Annotated in this window: 24 protein-coding genes and 1 tRNA gene; 8 read left to right on the top strand and 17 right to left on the bottom strand. The window is 72.2% G+C overall.

Annotation, left to right across the window (positions count from 1 at the left end):
* Positions 1–53: 53 nt before the first annotated feature.
* Entirely contained in the window at positions 54–695 is a 642-nt protein-coding gene (locus ACTHM3_RS11480) for an NADPH-dependent F420 reductase (RefSeq protein WP_440406231.1), read from the top strand.
* Positions 696–724: 29 nt separating this feature from the next.
* Positions 725–1,360 carry an MBL fold metallo-hydrolase gene (locus ACTHM3_RS11475; protein WP_440406230.1) on the top strand — a complete coding sequence of 212 codons (636 nt, stop codon included), beginning with the start codon at positions 725–727 and terminating at the stop codon, positions 1,358–1,360.
* Positions 1,361–1,426: 66 nt separating this feature from the next.
* On the opposite strand, the gene ACTHM3_RS11470 is transcribed toward ACTHM3_RS11475, so the two are convergent.
* The 6 genes from ACTHM3_RS11470 to ACTHM3_RS11445 form a co-directional block, all read right to left on the bottom strand.
* Positions 1,427–2,719, bottom strand: coding sequence for a chloride channel protein (locus ACTHM3_RS11470; RefSeq protein WP_440406229.1), 1,293 nt, complete (start codon positions 2,717–2,719; stop codon positions 1,427–1,429).
* Positions 2,720–2,763: 44 nt separating this feature from the next.
* On the bottom strand, positions 2,764–3,060 hold the full coding sequence (locus ACTHM3_RS11465) for a metal-sensitive transcriptional regulator (protein ID WP_440406228.1): 297 nt from the start codon (positions 3,058–3,060) through the stop codon (positions 2,764–2,766).
* A complete protein-coding gene (locus tag ACTHM3_RS11460; protein ID WP_440406227.1) occupies positions 3,057–3,365 on the bottom strand; it encodes a rhodanese-like domain-containing protein in 309 nt (102 codons plus the stop codon). The genes ACTHM3_RS11465 and ACTHM3_RS11460 overlap by 4 nt, the downstream gene beginning before the upstream one ends.
* Positions 3,362–3,658, bottom strand: coding sequence for a rhodanese-like domain-containing protein (locus tag ACTHM3_RS11455; RefSeq protein WP_440406226.1), 297 nt, complete (start codon positions 3,656–3,658; stop codon positions 3,362–3,364). The genes ACTHM3_RS11460 and ACTHM3_RS11455 overlap by 4 nt, the downstream gene beginning before the upstream one ends.
* Positions 3,658–5,346 carry an FAD-dependent oxidoreductase gene (locus ACTHM3_RS11450; RefSeq protein ID WP_440406225.1) on the bottom strand — a complete coding sequence of 563 codons (1,689 nt, stop codon included), beginning with the start codon at positions 5,344–5,346 and terminating at the stop codon, positions 3,658–3,660. Before ACTHM3_RS11450 ends, ACTHM3_RS11455 begins: the two co-directional genes overlap by 1 nt.
* Before the next feature lie 91 nt (positions 5,347–5,437).
* Positions 5,438–6,646: a sensor histidine kinase gene (locus tag ACTHM3_RS11445; RefSeq protein ID WP_440406224.1), complete on the bottom strand. Its 1,209-nt coding sequence runs from the start codon at positions 6,644–6,646 to the stop codon at positions 5,438–5,440.
* Positions 6,647–6,820: 174 nt separating this feature from the next.
* On the opposite strand from ACTHM3_RS11445, the gene ACTHM3_RS11440 reads away from it, so the two are divergent.
* Positions 6,821–9,073, top strand: coding sequence for a hypothetical protein (locus ACTHM3_RS11440; RefSeq protein WP_440406223.1), 2,253 nt, complete (start codon positions 6,821–6,823; stop codon positions 9,071–9,073).
* A complete protein-coding gene (locus ACTHM3_RS11435; RefSeq protein WP_440406222.1) occupies positions 9,070–9,633 on the top strand; it encodes a hypothetical protein in 564 nt (187 codons plus the stop codon). Before ACTHM3_RS11440 ends, ACTHM3_RS11435 begins: the two co-directional genes overlap by 4 nt.
* Before the next feature lie 61 nt (positions 9,634–9,694).
* On the opposite strand, the gene ACTHM3_RS11430 is transcribed toward ACTHM3_RS11435, so the two are convergent.
* Positions 9,695–9,766, bottom strand: a tRNA-Gln gene (locus tag ACTHM3_RS11430).
* Positions 9,767–9,839: 73 nt separating this feature from the next.
* The gene (gene gltX, locus ACTHM3_RS11425) at positions 9,840–11,375 is read right to left on the bottom strand and encodes a glutamate--tRNA ligase (RefSeq protein ID WP_440406221.1); all 1,536 of its coding nucleotides are present in this window, start codon (positions 11,373–11,375) and stop codon (positions 9,840–9,842) included.
* Positions 11,376–11,412: 37 nt separating this feature from the next.
* On the opposite strand from gltX, the gene ACTHM3_RS11420 reads away from it, so the two are divergent.
* On the top strand, positions 11,413–12,774 hold the full coding sequence (locus ACTHM3_RS11420) for an MFS transporter (RefSeq protein ID WP_440406220.1): 1,362 nt from the start codon (positions 11,413–11,415) through the stop codon (positions 12,772–12,774).
* Between the two features lie 22 nt (positions 12,775–12,796).
* Here ACTHM3_RS11420 and ACTHM3_RS11415 read toward each other — a convergent pair whose 3' ends face one another.
* The 3 genes from ACTHM3_RS11415 to ACTHM3_RS11405 are packed head-to-tail and all read right to left on the bottom strand — an operon-like array spanning position 12,797 to position 15,465.
* Positions 12,797–13,651, bottom strand: a complete 855-nt coding sequence (locus ACTHM3_RS11415) for an EamA family transporter (protein ID WP_440406219.1) — start codon at positions 13,649–13,651, stop codon at positions 12,797–12,799.
* A 10-nt stretch (positions 13,652–13,661) separates the two neighbouring features.
* Positions 13,662–14,681, bottom strand: coding sequence for a YeiH family protein (locus tag ACTHM3_RS11410; RefSeq protein WP_440406218.1), 1,020 nt, complete (start codon positions 14,679–14,681; stop codon positions 13,662–13,664).
* Between the two features lie 7 nt (positions 14,682–14,688).
* The gene (locus ACTHM3_RS11405) at positions 14,689–15,465 is read right to left on the bottom strand and encodes a fumarylacetoacetate hydrolase family protein (protein ID WP_440406217.1); all 777 of its coding nucleotides are present in this window, start codon (positions 15,463–15,465) and stop codon (positions 14,689–14,691) included.
* A gap of 23 nt (positions 15,466–15,488) precedes the next feature.
* Between ACTHM3_RS11405 and ACTHM3_RS11400 the strand changes: the two genes are divergently transcribed.
* Positions 15,489–16,100 carry an alpha/beta family hydrolase gene (locus ACTHM3_RS11400; RefSeq protein WP_440406216.1) on the top strand — a complete coding sequence of 204 codons (612 nt, stop codon included), beginning with the start codon at positions 15,489–15,491 and terminating at the stop codon, positions 16,098–16,100.
* 58 nt (positions 16,101–16,158) lie between these two features.
* Here ACTHM3_RS11400 and ACTHM3_RS11395 read toward each other — a convergent pair whose 3' ends face one another.
* From ACTHM3_RS11395 to ACTHM3_RS11385, 3 genes are all read right to left on the bottom strand, one after another.
* Complete coding sequence (locus ACTHM3_RS11395; protein ID WP_440406215.1) at positions 16,159–17,052, bottom strand: endonuclease domain-containing protein; 894 nt, start codon at positions 17,050–17,052, stop codon at positions 16,159–16,161.
* A 123-nt stretch (positions 17,053–17,175) separates the two neighbouring features.
* Positions 17,176–18,270, bottom strand: coding sequence for a branched-chain amino acid aminotransferase (locus ACTHM3_RS11390; RefSeq protein ID WP_440406248.1), 1,095 nt, complete (start codon positions 18,268–18,270; stop codon positions 17,176–17,178).
* Between the two features lie 32 nt (positions 18,271–18,302).
* Positions 18,303–19,346, bottom strand: coding sequence for a 3-isopropylmalate dehydrogenase (locus ACTHM3_RS11385; protein WP_440406214.1), 1,044 nt, complete (start codon positions 19,344–19,346; stop codon positions 18,303–18,305).
* 211 nt (positions 19,347–19,557) lie between these two features.
* Between ACTHM3_RS11385 and ACTHM3_RS11380 the strand changes: the two genes are divergently transcribed.
* Positions 19,558–19,809 carry a DUF6458 family protein gene (locus ACTHM3_RS11380; RefSeq protein WP_440406213.1) on the top strand — a complete coding sequence of 84 codons (252 nt, stop codon included), beginning with the start codon at positions 19,558–19,560 and terminating at the stop codon, positions 19,807–19,809.
* 82 nt (positions 19,810–19,891) lie between these two features.
* Here the strand turns inward: ACTHM3_RS11380 and serA are convergent, their stop codons facing one another.
* Positions 19,892–21,487 (bottom strand): phosphoglycerate dehydrogenase, encoded by a 1,596-nt coding sequence (serA, locus tag ACTHM3_RS11375; RefSeq protein ID WP_440406212.1) that lies wholly within the window; start codon positions 21,485–21,487, stop codon positions 19,892–19,894.
* Positions 21,488–21,559: 72 nt separating this feature from the next.
* Here serA and ACTHM3_RS11370 point away from each other — a divergent pair, with 72 nt between their 5' ends.
* The gene (locus tag ACTHM3_RS11370) at positions 21,560–21,964 is read left to right on the top strand and encodes a DoxX family protein (RefSeq protein ID WP_440406211.1); all 405 of its coding nucleotides are present in this window, start codon (positions 21,560–21,562) and stop codon (positions 21,962–21,964) included.
* Between the two features lies 1 nt (position 21,965).
* Here ACTHM3_RS11370 and ACTHM3_RS11365 read toward each other — a convergent pair whose 3' ends face one another.
* Both ACTHM3_RS11365 and ACTHM3_RS11360 read right to left on the bottom strand, forming a co-directional pair.
* A complete protein-coding gene (locus ACTHM3_RS11365) occupies positions 21,966–22,292 on the bottom strand; it encodes a hypothetical protein (protein ID WP_440406210.1) in 327 nt (108 codons plus the stop codon).
* Positions 22,289–22,759, bottom strand: coding sequence for a hypothetical protein (locus tag ACTHM3_RS11360; protein WP_440406209.1), 471 nt, complete (start codon positions 22,757–22,759; stop codon positions 22,289–22,291). The genes ACTHM3_RS11365 and ACTHM3_RS11360 overlap by 4 nt, the downstream gene beginning before the upstream one ends.
* Positions 22,760–22,850: the final 91 nt, after the last annotated feature.

The following is a 22,850-nucleotide window of genomic DNA, read 5'->3' as shown; positions in this document are numbered from 1 at the left end:
GATACCCCTGGGGGGTACTGGAATGCTCGCTCGGCCTCACGGTTGCATCCACCATGACGACATACGGCATCATCGGCGCAGGCAACATCGGATCGGCAGTCGCGGAGGCGGTGATCAAGCTCGGGCACGACGTCGTGATCGCGAACTCGCGCGGTCCCGAGACGCTCGCCGACCTGATCGCGAAGCTCGGGCCGAAGGCGCGCGCCGCGACGGCGCAGGAGGCGGCCGAGGCCGCGGAGGTCGCGGTCGTGACCGTGCCGCTCAAGGCGATCGACCAGGTCCCGGTCGAGCCCCTCGCCGGCAAGATCGTGCTCGACACCAACAACTACTACTTCGAGCGCGACGGCCACATCGCCGAACTCGACGAGGGCCGCGCGACGACGAGCGGGATGCTGCAGGAGCACCTCCCGACCTCCCAGGTCGTGAAGGCGTTCAATCACATCATGGCCGCCGACATCAACACGACCGGCTCGCCCGCCGGCACCCCCGACCGTCGCGCGCTCGCGACCGCGAGCGACTATCCCGAGGCCGTCGAGCTCGTGACGCGCCTGTACGACGAGATCGGATTCGACACGGTCGACACGAGTCCGCTCAGCGAGTCGTGGCGCGTGGAGCGCGACCGCCCGGCGTACGTGGTGCGCCAGAACAAGGAGGAGCTGGAGGCCAACCTGGCGAAGGCTCCGCGGACCGTCTGAGCACGGATCCACGGGAGTACGGTCGCACCGTGAAGGTCACCAAGTACGAACACGCGACGCTCGTCGTCACCACCGCCGACCAGAACCTGGTCATCGACCCGGGGATGTTCCTGACCCCGCCGGACTTCGCGAACACCGTGGCCGTCGTGATCACCCACGAGCACGGCGACCACTGGTCCGAGGACAACCTGCGGCGCATCCTCGAGATCAGCCCCGACGCGACGATCTACGGCCCGCAGGGCGTGGCCGACGCGGCCGCCGGATTCGACGTCCACGTCGTGAAGGCCGGCGACGCCGTGGAGGCGGGGCCGTTCGCACTCCGCTTCTTCGGCGAGAAGCACGCGGTCATCCACGAGTCGATCCCGGTGCCCGACAACCTGGGCGTGCTCGTGAACGACGAGCTCTACTACCCGGGCGACTCGTACACGGTGCCGGACGGCGTCGAGGTGGGAACCCTGGCCGCCCCGGTCGGCGCGCCGTGGCTGAAGATCGGCGACGCGATGGACTTCGTGCTCGCCGTGAAGCCGAGGCGCGCCTTCTTCTCGCACGAGATGACGCTCTCGGTGGCCGGCAAGAGCATGCAGGCCGACCGCCTCAAGTGGGCGACGGAGCAGAACGGCGGCACCTGGATCCCGCTCGAGGTCGGCGAGTCGGTCGACCTCTAGTCGGGCGATCCCCGTCGTGACGAGGACCCCGTCGGCTCCGGTCGGCGGGGTCCTCGTGCGCCGCGCTCAGGCCACCCCGATGAGGCGCCGGCGACCGAGCACGTAGGCCACGGCGACCGAGCCGCTGACGGCGAGGAGGCTCGGGATCAGGATGTCGGGCCCCTGCCCCGTGAACTCGATGACGAGGACGAGGCTGGTGAACGGCGCGCGCATCGTGGTCGCGAGGAAGGCCGCGGCGCCGATGAAGGCGAACGCCGCGAGGTTCGAGCCGGGCCAGGCCAGGATCCAGAGCCCGCCGAGCGCGGCGCCCGCCGCCGCCCCGATGGCGATCGACGGGGTGAGCGTGCCGCCGACCGCGCCGGACCCCATCGTCAGCAGGGTCGTCACGCCCTTGAGGATGGCGAGCAGGGCCATGAGCCCGATCACCCCGAACGCCGAGGGGATGTCGGCGCGGCTCAGGGACTGGTTCATGGCGAGGAGCCCCAGGGCGCGTCCGTTGCCGAGGACGGACGGGAACCACAGCGCGATGACGCCCACCACCGCGAAGGCGATCGGCATCACCCAGAGGATCCCGATCCGGCGCGGCGACCACCCCCGCACGACCCGGACGAGCGCCACGAACCCGACCGCGAGCAGACCGAGCAGGGGCCCCGCGAGGATCGACCAGACGACCAGCGACGGGGACATCGTCACGTGCGGCACCCGGTAGAGCGTCTCGACGGGCACCACGAGCCGGGCGACGAAGGCGGCGATCGCGCTGGTCGCGAACGCGGGCAGCGCCGTCGCGAACGAGATCTCGCCGAGCAGCACCTCGACGGCGAACAGGGCGCCGGCGAGCGGGACGTTGTAGATGGCGGCGAGCCCCGCGGCCGCCCCGCACGCGATCAGGACGCGGGTCTCACGGCGGTCGAGCCGCGCGCGCGCCGCGATCAGGCCGCTCATCCAGGCACCCAGCTCGCGCGGTGCGCCCTCCTTGCCGATCGACGCGCCCAATCCGACGGCGACGATCTGCACACCCGCGTTGACGACGGTGCGCACGGCGGGCATCGGGCGACCGTCGACGGCGTCCTCGACCGTCGCCACGACCCGGCCGCGACGGCGGATCGCCCACCAGACGAGCGCGGCGATGACGCCGGCGACCAGCAGTGCGATGAGTCGATGGATCGCCGACGGCGCGTCCGCCGCCTCCTTCGAGCTCCCGAACGGGAAGCCGAAGGCCAGCATCTGCACGAGCTGGAGGCCCAGGTAGGCGACGATGCCGGCCACCCCGCCGGCGACCCCGACCAGTGCCGTCACGATCACATGCCGGACGATCCAGTGCAGGGACCAGCGGGAGGCGTGGATCCCGGGCCCGCTCATCCCCCACAGGGTATCGAGGGCGGCAGTCCTTCCCGCGCCGCCGCTCAGGCCAGGCTGAGGAAGAGCTTCTCGAGGTCGGCGCGGGTCATGTCGTCGTGCACCCCGGTGTCGGCGCAGTCGCGCATCGCGTTGACCGTGATGGCGAAGCCCGCGCGGTCGAGCGCCTTGGAGACCGCCGCGAGCTGCGTGAGCACCTCACGGCAGTCGGCCTCCGGGGTGATCGAGGAGACGAGGGCGTGCAGTTGGCCGTCCGCGCGCTTCAAGCGGTTGACGATCGCCTTCATCGTCTCGGGGTCGTGCGAGCGCCGGCCGGGTGCGGGGCGGTCGCCCTGCGCGCTCACGACGCGGCCTGACGGCGCCAGGCGATCATGCCGCCCCGGACGGTCACCGCGGTGCGCCCGAGACCCCGGAGCGTCCGCGCCGCCGCCGCGGAGCGCACGCCGCTGTGGCAGATGGTGACGATCGACGCGCCGGCAGGCAGCTGCCCGAGCGAGCGAGCAAGCCGGTCGAGCGGGATGTTCCGGGCCGTCGCCACGTGTCCAGCCTTCCACTCCTGCGGGGACCGCACGTCGACCAGCTCCCACCCCTCGGCCAGCAGCTCCTGCGCCCGCGCGACCGAGACGCTGTTCCGGCGGAAGACGCTCATCGCCCGGTCGCCGAGGGCAGTCCGGCGCCCAGCCAGGCGCTCGTGCCGCCGTCGACGTTGATCGCGTCGACGCCGCGCTGCCGGAGTGCCTGCACGGCGCGGGCGCTGCGCGCACCCGACTGGCAGATGACGTACACCGGGGTCCCGTCGGCGGGCAGGTCGGCATCCGGCACGGTGGCGAGGGGGACGTTGACGGCGCCACGGGCGTGCCCCGCGACGAACTCGTCCGGCTCGCGGACATCGATGAGCAGGCCGGCCTTCCGGGCGGCCTCCTGCGGGGTGATCGAGTGCATCAGCTTCCTTTCCGATCCATCGCAGCCACTATACCCCATGGGGTATCCAAGCACACGGCGCGACCGGCACGCCAGGTCAGGTAGCCGCCGTCGAGGTTGCGCACGTCCCGTCCGTGCTGCGTCAGCATCCGCGCGGCGGTGTGACCGCGCTGACCGACCTGGCAGTGGACGACGAGGGGTCCGGGCGGCAGGGCGTCGAGCCCGTCGCGCAGCCGTTCGAGCGGGAGGTTGAGCGCCCCGGGGATCGCCCCCGCGGCGAACTCGGCCTCGGAGCGCACATCGACGAGCACGGCCCCGGCGGCCAGGGCGTCGTCGAGCTCGTGCCACTGGATGCCGCGATCGCACCCGTCGGCCAGATTCTCGGCGACGTTGCCGAGCAGATTGATCGGGTCCTTCGCGGAGCCGTACTGCGGCGCGTAGGCGAGCTCGAGGTCGCCGAGTTCGGACGCGGTGAGGCCCGCGCTCATCGCGGTCGCGATGACGTCGATCCGCTTGTCGACGCCGTCGCCGCCCACGATCTGGGCGCCGAGGATCCGGTCGTCGCCCGCGTGAACGAGCAGCTTCATGGCCATCTGCCGGGCACCGGGGTAATAGGTCGCGTGCGAGAACGGATGGGTGTGGATCACGCGATGCGGGATCCCCGCGGCCCGCAGCCGGCGCTCGCTCCAGCCGGTGATGGCGACCGTGAGATCGAACACGCCGATCACGGCGGTGCCGAGCCCGGCGCGACCCGGCCGGCCGGCGCCGGCGATGTCGTCCGCGGCGGCACGGCCGTGGCGGTTGGCCAGACCCGCCATCGTGATGAGGGTCGGCCGCTCGTCGATGGCATCGGTCTTCTCCACGCCGTCGCCGACCGCCCAGATGCCCGCCACGCTCGTGCGCTGCAGACCGTCGACGGCGATCCCCCCGGTGGGACCGAGGCGCACCCCCGCCGAACTCGCGAGCGCCGTGTCGGGGCGCACGCCCCGTGCATCGATCACGAACCCGGCCGGCACCCGCTCGCCGTCGTCGAGCACGACCGCTCCGGGTTCGAGGCGCACGACCTGCCGCCGCAGGCGCAGGGCGACGTCGTGTGCGAGCAGCTCCTCCCGCACGCGCCACGCCATCTCCGGATCGAGGGCCGACAACGGGTGCGCGCCCCGGTGCACCAGCGTGACCGGCAGCCCGCGCCGGCGCAGGTTCTCGGCGGCCTCCATTCCGATGAATCCGCCCCCCACGACCACGACCGCCTGCTCGGGGGCCCGGTCCAGCAGCCCGGCGACCGCATCGACGTCGTCGATCGTGTGCAGGCCGCGCACGGGCACTCCGCCGCCCGCGAATCCGGAGACCGCGCGGGCGCCCGCGGCGAGCACCAGCGCGTCGTAGTCCTCCCACGATTCAGCACCGCTCGCGACCTCGCGGACCAGGATGCGCCGCGCCCCGGAATCGATGCGGACGGCCTCGTGGCCGACCCGCACGTCGAGCGCGAACCGACGGCGCAGTACCTCGGGCGTCTGGACCAGCAGGGAGGCGCGGTCGGCGATCACGCCTCCCACGTAGTACGGGAGGCCGCAGTTCGCGAAGGACACGTACTCGCCCCGTTCGAGCACCATGATCTCGGCGCGTTCATCGAGACGCCGCAGCCGCGTCGCCGCCGACATGCCGGCCGCGACTCCGCCCACGATGACCACACGTCTGTTCCCGTCCATGCTCCCTTTATACCCCCATGGGTATTCTGCGCATGAGGCGAACGTCCCACGGCGGGCCGGGGCCCCGAGGCGGGAGCGGTTGGTCCACCGGTCAGACGGACGCGGCCGGACTCCGCGGGACCATCGGCGCCGCGGGGTCGCGCGGCAGCGACACCGCGATGCGCGCACCGCCGAGCGGCGAGTCCTCGATCGCGATCCGACCGCCGTGGGCGTCGACGACGCGACGGCACGTCGCCAAGCCGATCCCGAGGCCCGGCACGTCGTCGCCCGCCGCGCGCTCCATGACCTCGAAGACACGCTCTCGGGCGTCGACGGGGATGCCGGGCCCGTCGTCGTCGACCGTGATCTGCCAGCCGTCGCCGCTCTCCCGCGCCGCCACGACGACGTGCGGCTCACGGCCCGCCGCGCTGCCGAACTTGATCGCATTCGCGACGAGGTTCTGCACCAGCATCCGCAGCATCATGGGATCGCCGACGAGGCGCACGTCGGCGGCAGCGTCGACCCGCGCACGGGCGGCGGAGATCGCGCTGTCGAGATCGTCGCGGACCGCGTCGACGATGCTCGCGAGGTCGACCTCCTCGCGGCGCGGCGCCGAGCCCGCTTTCGCGTAGGCCAGCAGGTCGGTCACCAGGTCGTTCATGCGCTCGGCGGCCCCGTCCGCGCGGGCGAGCGCCTTGGCGGCGGTCGAGGCAGGGTCCAGCTCTCCGCTGTCGAGCGCGAGGTCGAGGAACCCGATGAGCGCCGAGAGCGGGTTGCGCAGGTCGTGGCTGACCTGCGCGGCGAAGAGGGTGAGGCGCTCGTTCGAGTTCGCGAGCTCGCGCGAGATGCGCCGCAGCTCCAGCACGTCCACGACCTGACGCGCGAGCAGATCGAGCGCCCGGGCCTGCGCCGGGGTGAGCTCGAGCACGTTCTCGTCGAACACGCACAGCGTGCCGATCGTGATGCCGTCGGGGGTGACGAGCGGGCTCGACGCGTAGAAGCGGACGTCGCCGATGACCCCGGTGACGAACGGGTTCGCGGCGAATCGCGGATCGGCCCGCGCGTCGGCGACCACGACGCTGCGACCGCCCTGCATCACCACCGCGCACATCGAGTCCTCCCGTGCGCACACGGCGGCGTCGAACCCGAGCGCGGCGACCTGGTGCTGCGCGCGCTCGTCGATGATGTTGATGACCGCCTTGGACACGCCGCACGTGCCGGCCGCCAGCTCCACCAGCCCGTTGAGGTCGACGGCCGGCGCCTCGAGCAGCCGATACGCGGCGATCGCCTGGATCCGCGCCGCATCGCCCGGTGTCGTCACCGTCCGCCCTCCCCGTGGTGCCTCGCGGCGGCGGAGCCGCGACCCGCTTCACGCTACGGGATCGACCACCCCCGGCGCGTCCCCCGAGCGAGGTGCGCCGGCGCGAGCACGGCACACCGATCGTTCACCCGCCCCCCTCCGGGGGGACACCTTGCCCGCGTACAACGTCACTTCGTGAGCTTTCCCAAGAACGTCGCCGTCCGCGTCGCGGCCATCGCAGCGGCGGGGCTCGGCATCGCCGGCCTCGTCTCGATCCCCGCCGTCGGCGCCGCGGGCGCCTCCCCCAGCGGCATGACCATCACGTCGACCGGCCTCCAGCCCGGCCAGGTCAAGCACGTGTGGACGATCATGCTCGAGAACAAGTCGTACGACGCGACGTTCACGGGCCTGAACCAGAACAGCTACCTGTGGAAGACGCTGCCGTCGCAGGGCGTGCTGCTCCAGGACTACTACGGCACCGGTCATTTCAGTCAGGACAACTACGAGTCGGCCGTGTCGGGCCAGTCGCCCTCCGCCGATCTGCAGTCGGACTGCGACAAGACCAACTCCGACCTCGGGTCCAACGCGACGATCATCACGACGCACACCGGGACTCCGTTCGGCCAGACCGACAACTACGGGCAGGTCGTCTCGAATCCGACGCCGAACTCCCCGGACGGCCAGAACGGATGCACGTTCCCGAGCGACGTGCCGACGCTCTTCAACCAGTTCGACGCCGCCAACGTCACGTGGAAGGGCTACGCGCAGGACCTGCACAACACCCCCGGACGGGAGGACGGCACCGCCGGTTCCCCCGGCACGACGGCGTTCAACCCGACGAGCAACCCCTTCCCGATGTCGCCGACGTACACGGGGGCGACGCCTGCCGATCAGTACGTCGCGAAGCACTTCCCGTTCCCGTGGTTCCACTCGATCATCGACGGGAGCCTGACGACGCCGGTCGGGGGCGGCACGGACTCCGACGCGGCGCACATCGCGAACCTCGACGACCCGAGCCGCGGCCTGCTCGCCGACCTCGCGAAGCCGGCCGACCAGGTTCCGGCCTTCAACTGGATCACCCCGAACAACTGCTCGGACGCGCACGACGCGACGTGCGCCGGCAACAACCTCTCGGGCGTCTTCGACGCGAGCGGCAACCCCGACTACTCGAAGCCGCTGACCACCCCGGCCGTCAACTCGACGGGCGGCCTGTACGCGGCCGACCTGTTCCTCAAGTACTACATCCCGCTCATCGAGCGCTCGGCCGCCTTCAAGGACGGCGGCGTGATCGACATCACGTTCGACGAGGCCAACCCGCCCTTCACGAACATGTCGTTCAACAACGCGACCGACCAGACCCCGGTCGCCCAGGCCGCGCGGGGCAACATGCTCTACTCGTACGCCGCGCCCACCGTCACCGACACCCAGGCCGCCGGCACCACCCTCGCCGCGAACCTGTTCCCGGCGCCGGGGCCGCTCGCCAAGGACTACCTGAAGGCCGACCTCGCCGGGCAGAACATCGACGGCAAGAACGTCGACTGGGAGCCCACCGGCCCGAACGCGACGCTGCAGGCCGACAGCGCCGGCAACCAGCTCTTCCCCGGGCCCGGCGACAACGGTTACATCGTGCGACCCCCGTCGTGCGAACAGGATGCCAAGGCCGACGCGGCGAAGGACAACTGCGTGGCGGGCGCGAAGAACACCGGCTCGGCCTTCGGGTACGCCGCCGCGGTGGTCGGCCGGACCGCCTCGGCTCCCGCCGGGTCGGCCACGGTCAACGCCTCGATCCTTCCGACCGACATCGGCCGCGCGGTCACCGGGACCCCGGCCGGCAGCATCCCGGCGGGCACCTACGTCGGCGCGGTCGTCGACTCCGGGCCCAACCCGACGGGATCGGTGACGACGGGATCCTTCACGCTGGTCGACGCGACGGGCGCGCCGGTGCAGACCACGGCCGCGGTGACCGCCATCGGCCTCTCGGCGCTCGGCGTCCCCGGCCACCTGAACGCGGGCGAGACGGCGGCCGCGGCCTTCGACGCCACCGACCCGACCCCGGGCGGCGGCATCACGGGCTCCGTGCTGATCTCCCCGCTGATCAAGCCCGGTACCGTGTCGACGACCTCGTACAACCACTACTCGTGGCTGCGCACCATGGAGGACGTGTTCCAGGTGTCGAACGGCAGCGCGAAGTCGGCCCTCGCGGCCGGCTCGGTCAGCGGCGGCCTCGACGGGCAGGGGCATCTCGGCTTCGCCGCGCAGGCGGGGCTCGCCCCTTTCGGCACCGACGTCTTCAACAACGCGGCGGTGACGGCTGCGGCCGCGCCGACCCTCCCGCCCACGGGCGTGGAGACGGCGGCCGTCGTCGGGATGGCGGGCTCGGCCGTGCTCCTCGTGGCCGGCGGGGTGACGCTGGTGCTGCTGCGCCGGCGCCGGACCGCACGGCGGTGAGGAACGTCGTGACGCCCGGTCGCCGGGCCGCCGCCGCGGTCCTCGTCGTCGCCGCCGGTGCCGTGTTGGCCGGCTGCGCGGCGACGGACCGCGCGCCTTCGTCGTCGGACGCCGGGATCGGTGCGTGGCCGACGTTCCTGCCCTCCCCGTCACCGTCGTCGATCGCGCACGGCGACGCGGCCTCCCCCGCCCTGTCCTACGCGGGGAGCCCGGTGATCGTGACGACGCGCGGCGGGAGGATGCGGGTCGACGTGCAAGGACCGGCGAGCCCGGCCGACACCCCGCTCGACGCGCCCGAGGTGGACTGCACGTTCACGGTCACGCTGAGCGGGGCGAGCCGCCCGATCCCGGTCTCGGCCGACATGTTCGACGTCTACGACAACTCGGGGCGGACCCATGCGCTCACGCCGGAGGACCCTCTCCCCGGCACCCTGGAGCCGGGCGCTTCGCAGACCGTCCGCCTGCACGGGGTCCTGCCGGCCGGTGAGGGCATGCTGCGGCTGCGGCCGGATGCGGCGACGTTCCTCGCGGCGTGGGACTACGTCGTCGAGGACGACTGAGCCGCTCGCCCGCGTCGCGGAGCGGCATGAAAAAAGCCCCGTCGCCGGGGCTTTTTCGAAGCTGGGGTACCTGGACTCGAACCAAGAACAACTGAACCAGAATCAGCCGTGTTGCCAATTACACCATACCCCACGGTGCGATCCGGGCGACCGGACCGAGGAACGACTCTACCGTACGGAGAGGCCTGCTCCCGCCGTGCGCGGGGTCAGGCCTCGGGCACCCAGCGCTGCAGGAACGCGCGGTAGCGGTCGAGGCGCGCGAGCGTCTCCTCCTTGTCGAGGATCTCCATCGACTCGAACAGCGGCGGGCTGATCCGGCGGCCGCTGAGCGCGGTGCGGAGCGGCCCGAACGCGATGCGCGGGTTGAGGCCGGCGCCGCCCTCCTCGACCGGGGTCGTCAGCGCGGCGCGGAGGGCCGCCTCGGTCGCGGCGGCGGAGAAGTCGTCCAGCTGCTCGAGCGCGGCGACGGCGGCGTCGAGCACGAGCTGCGCCTGGTCGCGGTCCTTCGGCTTGGGCAGAGCGTCGTCGGCGTACTCGATCGCGTCGCCGGGAGTGAAGAGGAACGCGAGCATCCCGCGCGCCTCGCCGAGCACGGTGATGCGCTCCTGGACGAGCGGCGCCGCCTCGCGGAGGATCGCCTCCTGCTCCGCGGTCGGCGGATCGGCGACGAGGCCCTCGAGGTACGGAACGATCCGTCGCGCGAAGTCGTCGGGCTCCAGCATGCGGATGTGGTCGCCGTCGATCGCGTCGGCCTTCTTCTGGTCGAACCGGGCCGGGTTGCCGTTGACATCGCGGATGTCGAACGCCGCGACGAGCTCCTCGCGGCTGAACACGTCGCGGTCGGCCGCGATCGACCAGCCGAGGAGCGCCAGATAGTTGAGCAGTCCCTCGGGGATGAAGCCGCGCTCGCGGTGGTGGAACAGGTTCGACTCCGGGTCGCGCTTCGACAGCTTCTTGGAGCCCTCCCCCAGCACGAGCGGCATGTGGCCGAACCGCGGCACGAAGGTGGTCACGCCGATGTCGATGAGCGCGAGGTAGAGGGCGATCTGGCGCGGGGTCGACGAGAGGATGTCCTCCCCGCGGATCACGTCGGTGATGCCCATGAGCGCGTCGTCGACCGGGTTGGTGAGCGTGTAGAGCGGGGCACCGTTCGGGCGCACGAGGACGAAGTCGGGGAAGCTCCCGGCGGCGAACGTCACGTGGCCGCGGATGTGGTCCTCGAAGCTCAGGTCGACGTCGGGTACCCGCAGCCGCAGCGACGGCTGCCGGCCCTCGGCGCGGTAGGCGGCGCGCTGCTCGTCGGTCAGGTCGCGCTCGTGGTTGTCGTAGCCCTGGCGCGGGTCGCGGCCGGCTGCGCGGTTGCGGGCCTCCATCTCCTCGGGCGTGACGTAGCTCTCGTAGAGGTGACCGGCCTCGCGCAGACGCGCAATGACGTCCTGGTAGATGTGCCCGCGCTGCGACTGGCGGTAGGGCGCGTGCGGGCCGCCGACCTCGGGGCCCTCATCCCAGTCGAGGCCGAGCCAGCGCAGCGCGTCGAGCAGCTGCAGGTAGCTCTCCTCGGAGTCGCGCTCGGCATCCGTGTCCTCGATCCGGAACACGAACGTGCCGCCGGTGTGGCGCGCGTACGCCCAGTTGAACAGGGCCGTCCGCACCATGCCGACGTGCGGCGTGCCGGTCGGCGAGGGGCAGAAGCGCACCCGGATGTCGGATCCGGCGGCGGTCGTGACGGGGAGCTCGGGCACGACTCCGAGGGTATCGGAGCGGGAATAGTGTGGTCCGATGAGCAGCGCCGCCGCGACCGCCCCCGTCAATCCGCGATCCCGGGTCGTGATCGCCAGCCTCATCGGCACGTCGATCGAGTTCTACGACTTCTACGTCTACGCGACGGCCGCGGTGGCCGTGTTCCCGGCGCTCTTCTTCCCGTCGGAGGATCCGGCGGCCGCCACGCTCTCCTCGCTCGTCACGTTCGCCCTCGCCTTCTTCGCCCGCCCGATCGGCTCGATCCTGTTCGGGCACTTCGGGGATCGCGTGGGGCGGAAGACGACGCTCGTCGCGTCGCTGCTCACGATGGGCATCTCCACCTTCCTCATCGGCGTGCTGCCGACCTACGCGACCGCCGGGATCGCGGCGCCCGCGCTCCTCGCGGTCATGCGGTTCGGGCAGGGCATCGGGCTCGGCGGCGAGTGGAGCGGGGCGGCGCTCCTCGCGACCGAGAACGCGCCGGAGCGGCGGCGCGGCTTCTTCGGCTCGACGCCGCAGCTCGGGGCGCCGATCGGCTTCCTGCTCGCCAACGGGCTGTTCCTGATCCTCGGGCTCGCGCTCCCGGCCGACGCCTTCGCGACCTGGGCGTGGCGGATCCCGTTCCTGCTGAGCGCGGTGCTCGTCGCCGTCGGCCTCTACGTGCGGCTGCGGCTCGTCGAGGCGCCGGTGTTCCAGGCGGCGCGCGAGCGCGGGACCATCGTCCGCGTGCCGCTCGGCGCGGTGCTGCGCTCGAACTGGCGGGAGCTCATCCTCGGCGTCTTCATCATGCTCGCGACGTACGTCCTCTTCTACTTCATGACGACGTTCACGCTGAACTACGGCACCTCGCCGAACCCGACCTCCCCCAAGCACGGCCTCGGGTACGACAAGAACACGTTCCTGCTCCTGCTGCTCGTCGGCGTGGTGTTCTTCGGCGTCTTCACGCCGATCGCCGGCCGGCTCTCCGACCGCTTCGGGCGCCGCCGCGTGCTGCTCGTGACGACGGCGCTCATCATCCTGTTCGGGCTGACGTTCCAGCTCTGGTTCGCCCAGACCGCCGGCTCCCCCGTGCTGACCGCGCTCTTCCTCGCGGTGGGGCTCGCTCTCATGGGCATGACGTTCGGGCCGATGGGGGCGCTCCTGCCGGAGCTGTTCCCGACCCGCACGCGCTACACGGGGTCGGGCATCTCCTACAACGTCTCGTCGATCCTCGGCGCCTCGCTCGCCCCGTTCATCGCGGCGGCGTTCCTGTGGCAGGCGGACGGGAACATCCTGCTCGTCGGGCTGTATCTCTCGGGCGCCGCGGTGCTCACCTTCATCGCGCTGCTCTTCGTGCGCGAGACCCGCGACATCGCCCTCGACACCGAGGAGGGGGCGACCACCGGAGCGCTCGCGCCGTAGGGCGCCGGCCACCCGCTCCCCGCTAGGAGACGGCGAGCACCACCGACGCGGCCAACGCGAGCACGACGCCCGCGATCTGCAGCCTCCCGAGCCGCTCGCGCAGCACGGCGAGCGCGAGCAGGATCGTGCCGAGCGGGTAGAGCGAGTTCAGCACGCCCATCACGGCGAGGTCGCCGAGGTGAAGCCCGATCACGAGCAGGATGTTGGCGACCACGAGGAAGAGGCCTCCGAGGAGCGCCTGCCCGACGACGCGACGGTCGCGGAGTGCGGCGAGCTCGGCGGGACCGCGGCGGAGCCGGTTGAGCGCGAGCGCACCGACGAAGATCACGAACCCCGCGCTCAGCTCGACGAGCAACGGCATGAGACCTGACCGGGTGCTCGTGCGGTCGAGGAGGATGAGGTAGCCGCCGTACGACAGCCCGGCGACCGTACCGAGCACGATCGCCCGCGTCGTCAGGCGGCCGCCGTCGCGCTGCCGCGGCACCGCGAGCAGCAGCGCGGCGCCCACCACGACGACGAGCGCGACGTAGCCGAGGGGCGAGAACCGCTCGCCGAGCGCGATGCCGGCGATCGCCGGCACGACGGCGTAGATCATGGCGACGCCGGGCGAGACGATGCTCATCGGGCCGATCGCGAGCCCGGCGTAGAAGGTCCACGTGCCGATGCCGCCGAGGATGCCGGCGCCGATCGACAGGAGCACGTCGGGCACCGTCCAGACCGGCTGCTCGATCGCGACGGCGATCGCGGCTCCCGTCACCGACACCACCCCGCCGACGGCGCTGGCGAGCAGCGGCGACATGCGCCGCGCGGCCAGCCCGCCGAAGAAGTCGGAGGCGCCGAAGATCACGGCGCTGACGAGCCCGAGGACCGCGACCACGGCGGCCGTCCTACGCCAGCGAGACGGCGAGCGGCACGAGCAGCGCGAGGCCGAGGATCACGATCCAGCCGATCGCGCCGGTCACGAGGGCGCGCCAGCCGCTGCGGATCAGGCGCTCCAGGCGGAGGGAGGCGCCGATCCCGAACAGCGCCGTCGCGAGGAGGGCCGACTGCACAGTGCCGGCGATGTCCCACACCACCGGCGGGAGTGCGCCGCCGGCGAACGTGCGGATCAGGACCGCGACGACGAACCCGATGATGAACAGCGGCACGACGGGCGGCAGGGGGCCGCGCACGTCCTCCCCCGCGGCACGCATCCGGCGACGGGTCGCGACGGAGGCGATCGCGACCATCGGCGCGAGCATGAGCACGCGGGTGAGCTTGACCACGACGGCCGCGGCGAGCGCGGCGGCCCCGGCCGAGCCGGCGGTCGCCACCACCTGGCCGACGTCGTGGATGCTCGCCCCCACCCAGTCCCCGTAGATGCGCCCCTGCCCGAGGCCGAGCGGCACGGCGAGCGCCGGCAGCACGGCGATCGCCGCCGTGCCGAAGAGCGTCACCATCGCGACGGGCGCGCCGCCGTCCTCCGGGTCCGAGCGGCGGGCCGCGCTCATCGCGCCGACGGCCGAGACGCCGCAGATCGAGAATCCGGCGGCGAGCAGCACCGGTTCGTCGCCGGGCAGCCGGAAGGCGCGCCCGAGCAGGTAGACCACGCCGAATCCGACCGCGACGAGCACGACGATGACGATCACCGCGATCCAGCCGAGGCGGGCGATGTCGAGAAGGCTCAGCTGCAGGCCGAGCACCACGATGCCGATCCGCAGCAGCCGGCGCGAGGCGACCGCGAGACCGGGCCGGAACACCCCGTCCAGCAGCCGGCGGAGCGGCGGGATGCATCCGACGACGACGCCGAGGACGAGCGACGCGGTGAGCCACGGGACCACGGGCGCGACCGCGTGCACGACCCAGCCGAGGGCGGCGCCGACGGCCGCGAGCAGGACTCCGGGCCCCCAGGCCAGACGGGTGCTCACGCCGCGCTCAGGCGTCGCGGTTGCGGGCGGGGTTGCTGAGCCGTCCGATGCCCGCGATGTCGATGTCGACGGTCTGTCCGTCGACGAAGCCGCCGAGCCCGGACGGGGTGCCGGTCATGATGATGTCGCCCGGCAGCAGGGTCCACACGTCGGAGATGTACGCGATCAGCTCCGGGATCTTGTGGATGAGATCCTTCGTGTTGCCGTGCCGGCGCGGTTCGCCGTCGACGTAGGTCTGGATCTCGAGGTCGTCGGGGTCGAGCTCGGTCTCGATCCACGGGCCGATCGGGGCGAAGGTGTCGTAGCCCTTCGCGCGCGCCCACTGGCCGTCGGCGAACATCTGGTCGCGGGCGCTCACGTCGTTGCCGATCGTGTAGCCGAAGACGTAGTCGGCCCAGTTCTCGGCCTTCACCTGCTTGGCGATCCGGCCGATGACGACCACCAGCTCGCCCTCGTGCGTGATGCGGCCCTCGACCGGCGGGATCCGGATGACGTCCCCCGGCCCGACGACCGCGGTGTTGGGCTTCAGGAAGATCAGCGGGTTCTCGGGGGCGTCGACGCCGGCCATGTCGGCGCGGTGCTCGGCGTAGTTCAGGCCGACGCACACGACCTTGGATCGCGGGATGACCGGGGCGAGGAGGCGGGCGTCGGCGAGCGGCACGCGCTCCCCCGTCGTCGCGAAGCCGGCGAAGATCGGGTCGCTCTGCAGGACGACGAGCTCGTCGTCGTCCACGATGCCGTACCGGGGGTCCTCGCCGTCGACGGCGAAACGCGCGACCTTCACCCGTCGAGCCTACCGTTGAGGGCATGACTCGCTTCCTCGTCGACGGCCCCGACGACGGCCCGACCCTGCTGCTCGCGCACGGCGCGGGAGCCCCGATGGACTCCGGCTGGATGGATGACACGACCGCCCGGCTCGCCGGCGCGGGGGTGCGGGTCCTGCGGTTCGAGTTCGCGTACATGGCCGCCCGGCGTGACGGTCGGCGCCCGCCCGTGCCGCGGGCCGACCGGGTGCTCGACGAGTACCGCGCCGCGTGGGAGGAGGCCGGTCGGCCGCCGCTCGTCGGCGGCAAGTCGTACGGCGGGCGGGTCGCGTCGATGGTCGCCGACTCCCTCGGGGTGCGGGGGCTCGTCTGCCTCGGCTACCCGTTCCACCCGCCTGGCCGGCTCGAGCAGCCCCGCACGGCGCACCTCGAGACGCTCGCGACGCCCGCGCTCATCTGCCAGGGCGAGCGGGATCCGATGGGCACCTCCGCCGAGGTCGCGGGCTACGCGCTCTCCCCCGCGATCACGATCTCGTGGGCGCCCGACGGCGACCACGGCCTCCGCCCCCGCGCGGCCTCGGGCCGCACCCTCGCCGAGAACCTCGACGCGGCCGCCGCCGCGATCGCGTCCTTCGCGCGCCGCATCGCGCCCTGACCCGGTTCCTCTCCCCTCCTCACTCGAGCGGTCACTCCCGCACGGTCCGGCGGCCTCGTCACCGTGCCGGAGTGACCGCTCGACTGGCGAGGCGGACGTGGAGGCGGGCCACGAGACGGTCCGGATGCCGGTACAGGTCGTCGGCTCGGACCCGGACCACGAGCCACCCGGCGTCGACCAGCCGCTCATGCCGGGCGGCGTCGCGATCCCATCGGTCGCGCCCGTGGAAGGCCGAGCCGTCGTACTCGACGGCGACACGCCGACTCGCCCAGGACAGATCCGGGCGGACGACTCCACCGTCGGCGAGCGGCACGACGGCGTTCAGTTCCGGCTCCGGGAGTCCGGCACGCACGATCAGCAGCCGGAGTGCCGTCTCGGCCGGCGACCACGCTCCGACGCGGACCCACGGCAACGCGGTGTGGAGCCCGACGACGCCACGACGACGACCAACGCGATCGACAGCGGATCGCAGGTCGTCGAGGGTCGCCGTCGCGACGGAGTCGCGGTCCCCCGTCACGATGCGGTCGGCGACCGCCACGAGCTCGTCGGTTTCGAGCATCGTGCTCAGCGAGACCCAGGTGCTCACCGGATCGAGCACCGGGAGCCCCCGCACCCGGGTGACGCCGACCACGACCGATCGCGTTCCGACCACACCGGGGCGCCGCATCCTCCGATCGGTCAGTGCCACGACGTGCACCCGATCATCCCGTTCCCATCGCCTCGGGATGGGGAGTCGGTGGAGCCGCGCCGCCGTCGGACCGGCGAAGGCATGATCGTCGCGCATCAGCGGCAGGAGCGCCGTGAGGCGGTCATCGACGAGGGACCGACCGCCGCGGAACGGCCGACGGAGGTCTCCCGCCCGGAGCCGCCCGCGCGACACGCCTGCCGCCCGCGCCTCCGGCACGGTGAACGCCTCCGGGAGCTCCCCGGGGAGTTCGACGCGGCCGGTCATCCGTCGACTATCGACGTGGCGTCGCCGTCGCCGTGCGCCGGGTCACCCGATCAGCGGTCAACCCGGAACGGTGCGAGCTGGGGAGGACCGTGCCAGGGTGACCGCTCGCAAGGAGCGGAGCGGTTACGCGTCGAGGCGCACCAGCCAGCCGTGGCGGTCCTCGGCGCGGCCGTACTGGATGTCGAGGAGCTCCGCGCGGAGCTGCATCGAGACGCGCTCGCCCTCGGGCTCCTTCATCCAGATGCCGAAGTCGGGGCTCTTGATCTCGCCGATGGGCGTGATCACCGCCGCGGTGCCGCACGCGAACGCCTCGACGATCTCGCCCGACTCCACGCCCGTGCGCCACTCGTCGATCGAGACCTTGCGCTGCTCGATCGCGTAGCCGCGATCGGCGGCTAGCCGCAGGATCGTGTCGAGGGTGATCCCCTCGAGGATGGAGTCGGAGTCCGGCGTGATGAGCTTTTTGTCCTTCGTGACGAGCACGACGTTCATGCCGCCGAGCTCCTCGAGGTACTTGCCCTCCTGCGCGTCGAGGAACAGCACCTGCTGGCACCCGTTCTCGTACGCCTCCTCCTGCGGCAGCAGCGACGCGGCGTAGTTGCCGCCCGTCTTCGCCGCTCCGAGGCCGCCGTGACCCGCGCGGGTCCAGGTGGTGGAGAGCCAGATCGACAGCGGCTCGGGGCCCGACGTGAAATACGCACCCGCCGGCGACGCGATGAGGTTGTAGTTGATCTTCTTCGCCGCGCGCACGCCGAGGAACGCCTCCTTCGCCCACATGAAGGGGCGCAGGTAGAGCGAAGTCTCCGGCTCCGACGGAACCCAAGCGCCGTCGACGGCGATGAGCCGCTTGAGGGAGTCGATGAAGTACTCGGTCGGCAGCTCCGGCATCGCGAGACGGCGGGCCGAGCGCTGCATGCGGGCGGCGTTCTGCTCGGGGCGGAAGGTCCAGATCGATCCGTCCGCGTGGCGGTAGGCCTTCAGGCCCTCGAACACCTCCTGCGCGTAGTGCAGCACCGCCGCGGCCGGCTCGATCGAGATCGGCCCGTACGGCATGACCCGGGGGCGGTGCCAGCCGCCGCGCTCCGACCAGCACAGGTCGACCATGTGGTCGGTGAAGTGCTTGCCGAATCCGGGCGCCTTCAGGATCTCCGCGCGCTCCTCGGCCGACTTCGCGGCCTCGCTCGGGATGACCTGCCACAGCAGGTCCTGGTTCGCCATCGGGAGGAGGTTGATCGCCATGGGTGCGCCTTTCAGGAGAGTCGGGAGCGGATCGCGTCGCCGATCGCGCTCGTCGAGCGGGGGGCGGAGCGGTTCGCGAGGTCCGCCGTGACGGCGCCCTCGATCCGGCGGGCCGGCTCCGGCATCCCGAGGTGGTCGAGGAGCAGGGCGGTCGACAGGATCGCGGCCGTGGGGTCGGCCTTCTGCTGCCCCGCGATGTCGGGGGCCGATCCGTGCACGGGCTCGAACATCGAAGGGAACGCGCCGTCGGGGTTGATGTTGCCCGACGCCGCCAGCCCGATGCCGCCGCTGATGGCGCCGGCCAAGTCGGTGAGGATGTCGCCGAAGAGATTGTCGGTGACGATCACGTCGAACCTCGCCGGGTCGGTGACGAGGAAGATCGTCGCCGCGTCCACGTGCAGGTAGTCCCATTCGACCTCGGGATGCCGCTCCGCCTCGGCGCGCACGAGCCGGCTCCAGAGCTGGCCGGCGTTGGTCAGCACGTTGGTCTTGTGGACGAGGGTGAGGCGCTTGCGGCGGCGCGAGGCGAGCTCGAAGGCGTAGCGCACCACGCGCTCCACGCCGTACGCCGTGTTGATGCTCACCTCGGTGGCGACCTCGGCGGGGGTGTCGGTGCGGAAGCGCCCGCCGTTGCCGACGTACGGCCCCTCGGTGCCCTCGCGCACGACGACGAAGTCGACGTCGCCGTGCCGGGCGAGCGGGGAGGCCACGCCCGGGAAGATGCGCGTCGGGCGCAGATTCACGTAGTGGTCGAACGCGAACCGGAGCTTGAGCAGCAGGCCGCGCTCGATGATGCCGCCCGCGAGCCTCGCGTCGCGCGGGTCGCCGCCGACCGCGCCGAGCAGGATCGCCTCGTGCCGGGCCAGCGTCGCGAGGTCGTCGTCCGAGAGGATCTCGCCGGTCTCGAGGAAGTGCCCCGCGCCGAAGGGGTACTCCGTCGTGTCGATGTCGACGTCGTCGCCGACGGCCGCGCGCAGCGTCGCGACCGCCTCCGGCACGACCTCACGCCCGATCCCGTCCCCCGGGATGACGGCCAGATCGATGCGGCGGGTCACGTCCACGGGCTCCGTTCCGTTGCGGTCGACCGAACGCCCAGGTGACGTCCAGACAGGGCGACAGGCCCGTGATTCCGGGCGTCGTCCGATCGTCCCAGCCTATCCCCGCGGGCCGCCCGCCCCGGAGATGAGGCCGTTCTCATCCAGCGGCCATAGCTTCCTTCCCATCCGCAACCACGTCCGGGATCCGGACAGGAAGAAGGAGCTGACCATGGTCGTCGGAGGAGTCCTGCTGTTCGTCGTCGGAGCGATTCTCGCGTTCGGCGTCTCGTTCGCGGTGCCGGGGGTGAGCATGTGGATCATCGGCATCATCCTCATGATCGCCGGCGCCGTCCTGTTCATCGTCGGCCTCGTCGCGATGATGCGCCGCCGCGGCGCCACGACGGTCGAGCGCACCGCGGTCGACCCCGCCACGGGCAACAGCGTGCGCAGCAGCACCACGAACGTCGACCCGATGCCGTAAGGCCTGCACGCGCGAACGCGTCGTCCGCCCGGTGTCGAGCCGGCGGGCGGCGCGTTCGCATGTCCGCCCCGGGCGGACGGCGTCAGGCCTCGACGATGTCGATCTCGCGGAGCTCGTCCGCGTCGATCGCCGTGCGCACCCGCTCGAGCACCTCGTCCGGCACCGGCGAGTCGACCGTCACGATCGAGAGGGCCTGGCCACCGGCGCTGCGGCGGGCGATCTGCATGCCCGCGATGTTGATGCCGGCCTCGCCGAACTCCTTGCCGTAGACCGCGACGATGCCGGGTCGGTCGGCGTAGAACATGGCGATGTGGTGCTCCGCCAGCGGCACCTCGATGTCGTAGCCGTTCAGGCCGATGAGCTTCTCGACCATCTTCGTGCCGGACAGCGTGCCCGCGACCTCGACCGAGGTCCCGTCGGCGAGGACGCCGCGCAGCGTCGTCGTGTTGCGGTAGTCCTTGCTCTCCTCGGCCGTCGTCAGCGTGGAGGCGATCCCGCGCTGCTCGGCGAGCACCGGCGCGTTGACGTACGACACGCTCTCGGTGACGAGATTGGTGAAGTAGCCCTTGAGCGCGGCGAGGCGGTACACGCTGACGTCGTAGGCCGCGAGCTCCCCGCGCACGTCGACCTCGAGATCGGTGAGCGGGCCGTGGCCGGCGACCGCCGCAAGGATCTGGCCGAGCTTCTCGACGAGGGCGATGCCGGGGCGCACGAACGGGTCGATCGCGCCGCCGGCGACGTTGACCGCATCCGGCACCAGCTCGCCGCCGAGGGCGAGGCGCACGCTCCGCGCCACCGAGACGCCGGCCTTCTCCTGCGCCTCGTCGGTCGACGCGCCGAGGTGCGGGGTGACGACGATGTTCGGGGCCGAGGTCAGCACGTCGTCGGTGGGCGGCTCGCTCGTGAAGACGTCGATGCCGGCGCCGGCGATCTCGCCGTCGCGGAGCGCCTGCGCGAGCGCCGCCTCGTCGATCAGGCCGCCACGGGCGACGTTGACGATGTAGGCGGTCCTCTTCATGGCCGCGAGCTGCGGTCCCGCGATCATGCCGGTCGTCTCGGGCGTCTTCGGCATGTGGATCGTGACGAAGTCCGACTCGGCGAGGAGCTCGTCGAGGCTCACCAGACGCACCCCGAGCTGCTGGGCGCGGGCCGCGGTCACGTACGGGTCGTACGCGACGACCTCCATCCCGAACGCCTGCATGCGCGCGGTGATGAGCGCGCCGATGCGGCCGAGCCCGATGATGCCGAGCGTCTTCTCGAACAGCTCGGTGCCGGTGTACTTGGAGCGCTTCCACTCCCCCGCGGCGAGGCTGCCGTGGGCGGCCGGGATGTGCCGGGCGAGGCTGAGGATGTGGCCGATCGTGAGCTCCGCGGCGCTCCCGCTGGTCGAGGGCGGCGCGTTGACGACCATGACGCCGGCGGTGGTCGCCGCCTTGATGTCGACGTTGTCGAGACCGACGCCCGCGCGGGCGATGACCCGGAGGTGCGCGGCGGCGCCGATGGCTTCCGCGTCCATCTTGGTCGCCGACCGGATGAGCACCGCGTCCGCGTCGGCGCGCGCCGCCAGCAGAGCCGGACGGTCCGTGCCGTCGACGGACCGGATCTCGAAGTCGGGCCCGAGGGCCTCGACGGTGGCGGGCGACAGTTCTTCGGCGATCAGCACGACCGGCTTGGCCACGGAGGATCCTCTACGTCGGCGAGCAAGGGGTGCCCCACAGCCTACCGGCGCGCGGAGTGGCACCATGACCACGTGGACCCACTCGCGATCGTGCAACTCGTGCTCCGGATCGCGCTGGCCGTAGCGTTCGCCGGCATGGGCGTGGGGCACTTCGTGCCCGCCGTCGCGCGCGGGATGCGAGCCATGATCCCCCCGCGCCTCCGGCGGTGGCGCGGGGCGCTGGTCGCGGCGACCGGGGTCTGCGAGCTGGCGGCCGCGGCCGGCCTCCTGATCCCCTGGCCGCTCCTGCGGTTCGTCACCGGGATCGCGCTCGTCGTGTTCCTCGTGGCGGTGTTCCCGGCGAACGCGGTCGCCGCCGCCGACCCGAGCCGCTTCGGGCGAGCGGCCATCGCCTACACGCCGCGGCTCCTCCTCCAGCTCGTGCTCATCGCCGTCGTCCTCGTCGCGACCGCGCCGCTCGCCGGCGCGCTCCGCTGACTCAGGCGAGCAGGAAGGGCGCGATCGCGATCTCGGCGATCGTCAGCGCATTGGCCGCCCCGAGGGCCGCCGCCAGCACGACGAGGCGCAGCACCGGCGTCCTCCTACGGCCGATCAGCAGACCCCCGACGTAGAGCGCGACCGGCGCGATCACCCCGAGGATCAGCAACCACCACGGCGTCCGGCCGCCGACCACGGCCGGGTACTCGACGAGGTTCGAGACGGCGTAGAAGAGCGGCGCCGCGAACAGGACCGCGAACACGACGGCCGTGACCCACGTCGTCACGCGCGACGCGGGAGGTGCGATCTCGAGGGCGTCGTCGCTCATCCGGCGAGCTCCAGGATGACGGGCCAGGGCAGCAGCAGGCCCAGGCCGAGCGCGAACCAGCCGAGCCGGAGCCCGATCCGTCCGCGCGTCAGCGCCACGACCGCGCCGAACCAGACGGGGGCGCCGATGATCGCGGTGAAGGTGCCGAACTGCCAGACGACCGGCCCGGGGAATCCGCCCGGCGGCGTGGTCGCGAGCTGCACCGAGTAGATCCAGCCGACCGTGACGGCCAGGTAGAGGATGCCGAACAGCGCGATCGCGACGTTGCCCGCGACGTCCGGAGCCGGGCCGTCGTCCTCGTCGAGGGCTTCGTCGTCATCGCCCGCCGCCTCGAGCGTCGAGACCGCGTCGGCGTCCGGCTCCGCGAGCCGCGGACGCGCGCGCCCCTGCTCCTCGTCGCCCGCCCAGGTGAGCGCCTCGGCGTCGAGGTCGTCGTCCCCGGGCTCGGGGTCGGTCGGGCGGGCCACGCGTCCATCCTCGCATCGCCGCCCCGGCGCCCTCGCCGCGGCGACCCGACCCGGGTGTTACGTGGCCGACACATGGGTGATGTTGACTCCC

Source organism: Pseudolysinimonas sp., assembly GCF_051954455.1.
Lineage (GTDB): Bacteria > Actinomycetota > Actinomycetes > Actinomycetales > Microbacteriaceae > Pseudolysinimonas.
Note: the sequence above shows the minus strand (reverse complement) of the source record. Positions and strands in the feature narration are given on the sequence as shown.

Coding starts and splice junctions, on each gene's coding strand:
- ACTHM3_RS11480 (WP_440406231.1), top strand. CDS start 54: ATGACGACATACGGCATCATCGGCGCAGGCAACATCGGATCGGCAGTC.
- ACTHM3_RS11470 (WP_440406229.1), bottom strand. CDS start 2,719: ATGAGCGGGCCCGGGATCCACGCCTCCCGCTGGTCCCTGCACTGGATC.
- ACTHM3_RS11460 (WP_440406227.1), bottom strand. CDS start 3,365: ATGAGCGTCTTCCGCCGGAACAGCGTCTCGGTCGCGCGGGCGCAGGAG.
- ACTHM3_RS11455 (WP_440406226.1), bottom strand. CDS start 3,658: ATGCACTCGATCACCCCGCAGGAGGCCGCCCGGAAGGCCGGCCTGCTC.
- ACTHM3_RS11450 (WP_440406225.1), bottom strand. CDS start 5,346: ATGGACGGGAACAGACGTGTGGTCATCGTGGGCGGAGTCGCGGCCGGC.
- ACTHM3_RS11420 (WP_440406220.1), top strand. CDS start 11,413: ATGAGCAGCGCCGCCGCGACCGCCCCCGTCAATCCGCGATCCCGGGTC.
- ACTHM3_RS11400 (WP_440406216.1), top strand. CDS start 15,489: ATGACTCGCTTCCTCGTCGACGGCCCCGACGACGGCCCGACCCTGCTG.
- ACTHM3_RS11395 (WP_440406215.1), bottom strand. CDS start 17,052: ATGACCGGCCGCGTCGAACTCCCCGGGGAGCTCCCGGAGGCGTTCACC.
- ACTHM3_RS11390 (WP_440406248.1), bottom strand. CDS start 18,270: ATGGCGAACCAGGACCTGCTGTGGCAGGTCATCCCGAGCGAGGCCGCG.
- ACTHM3_RS11380 (WP_440406213.1), top strand. CDS start 19,558: ATGGTCGTCGGAGGAGTCCTGCTGTTCGTCGTCGGAGCGATTCTCGCG.
- ACTHM3_RS11365 (WP_440406210.1), bottom strand. CDS start 22,292: ATGAGCGACGACGCCCTCGAGATCGCACCTCCCGCGTCGCGCGTGACG.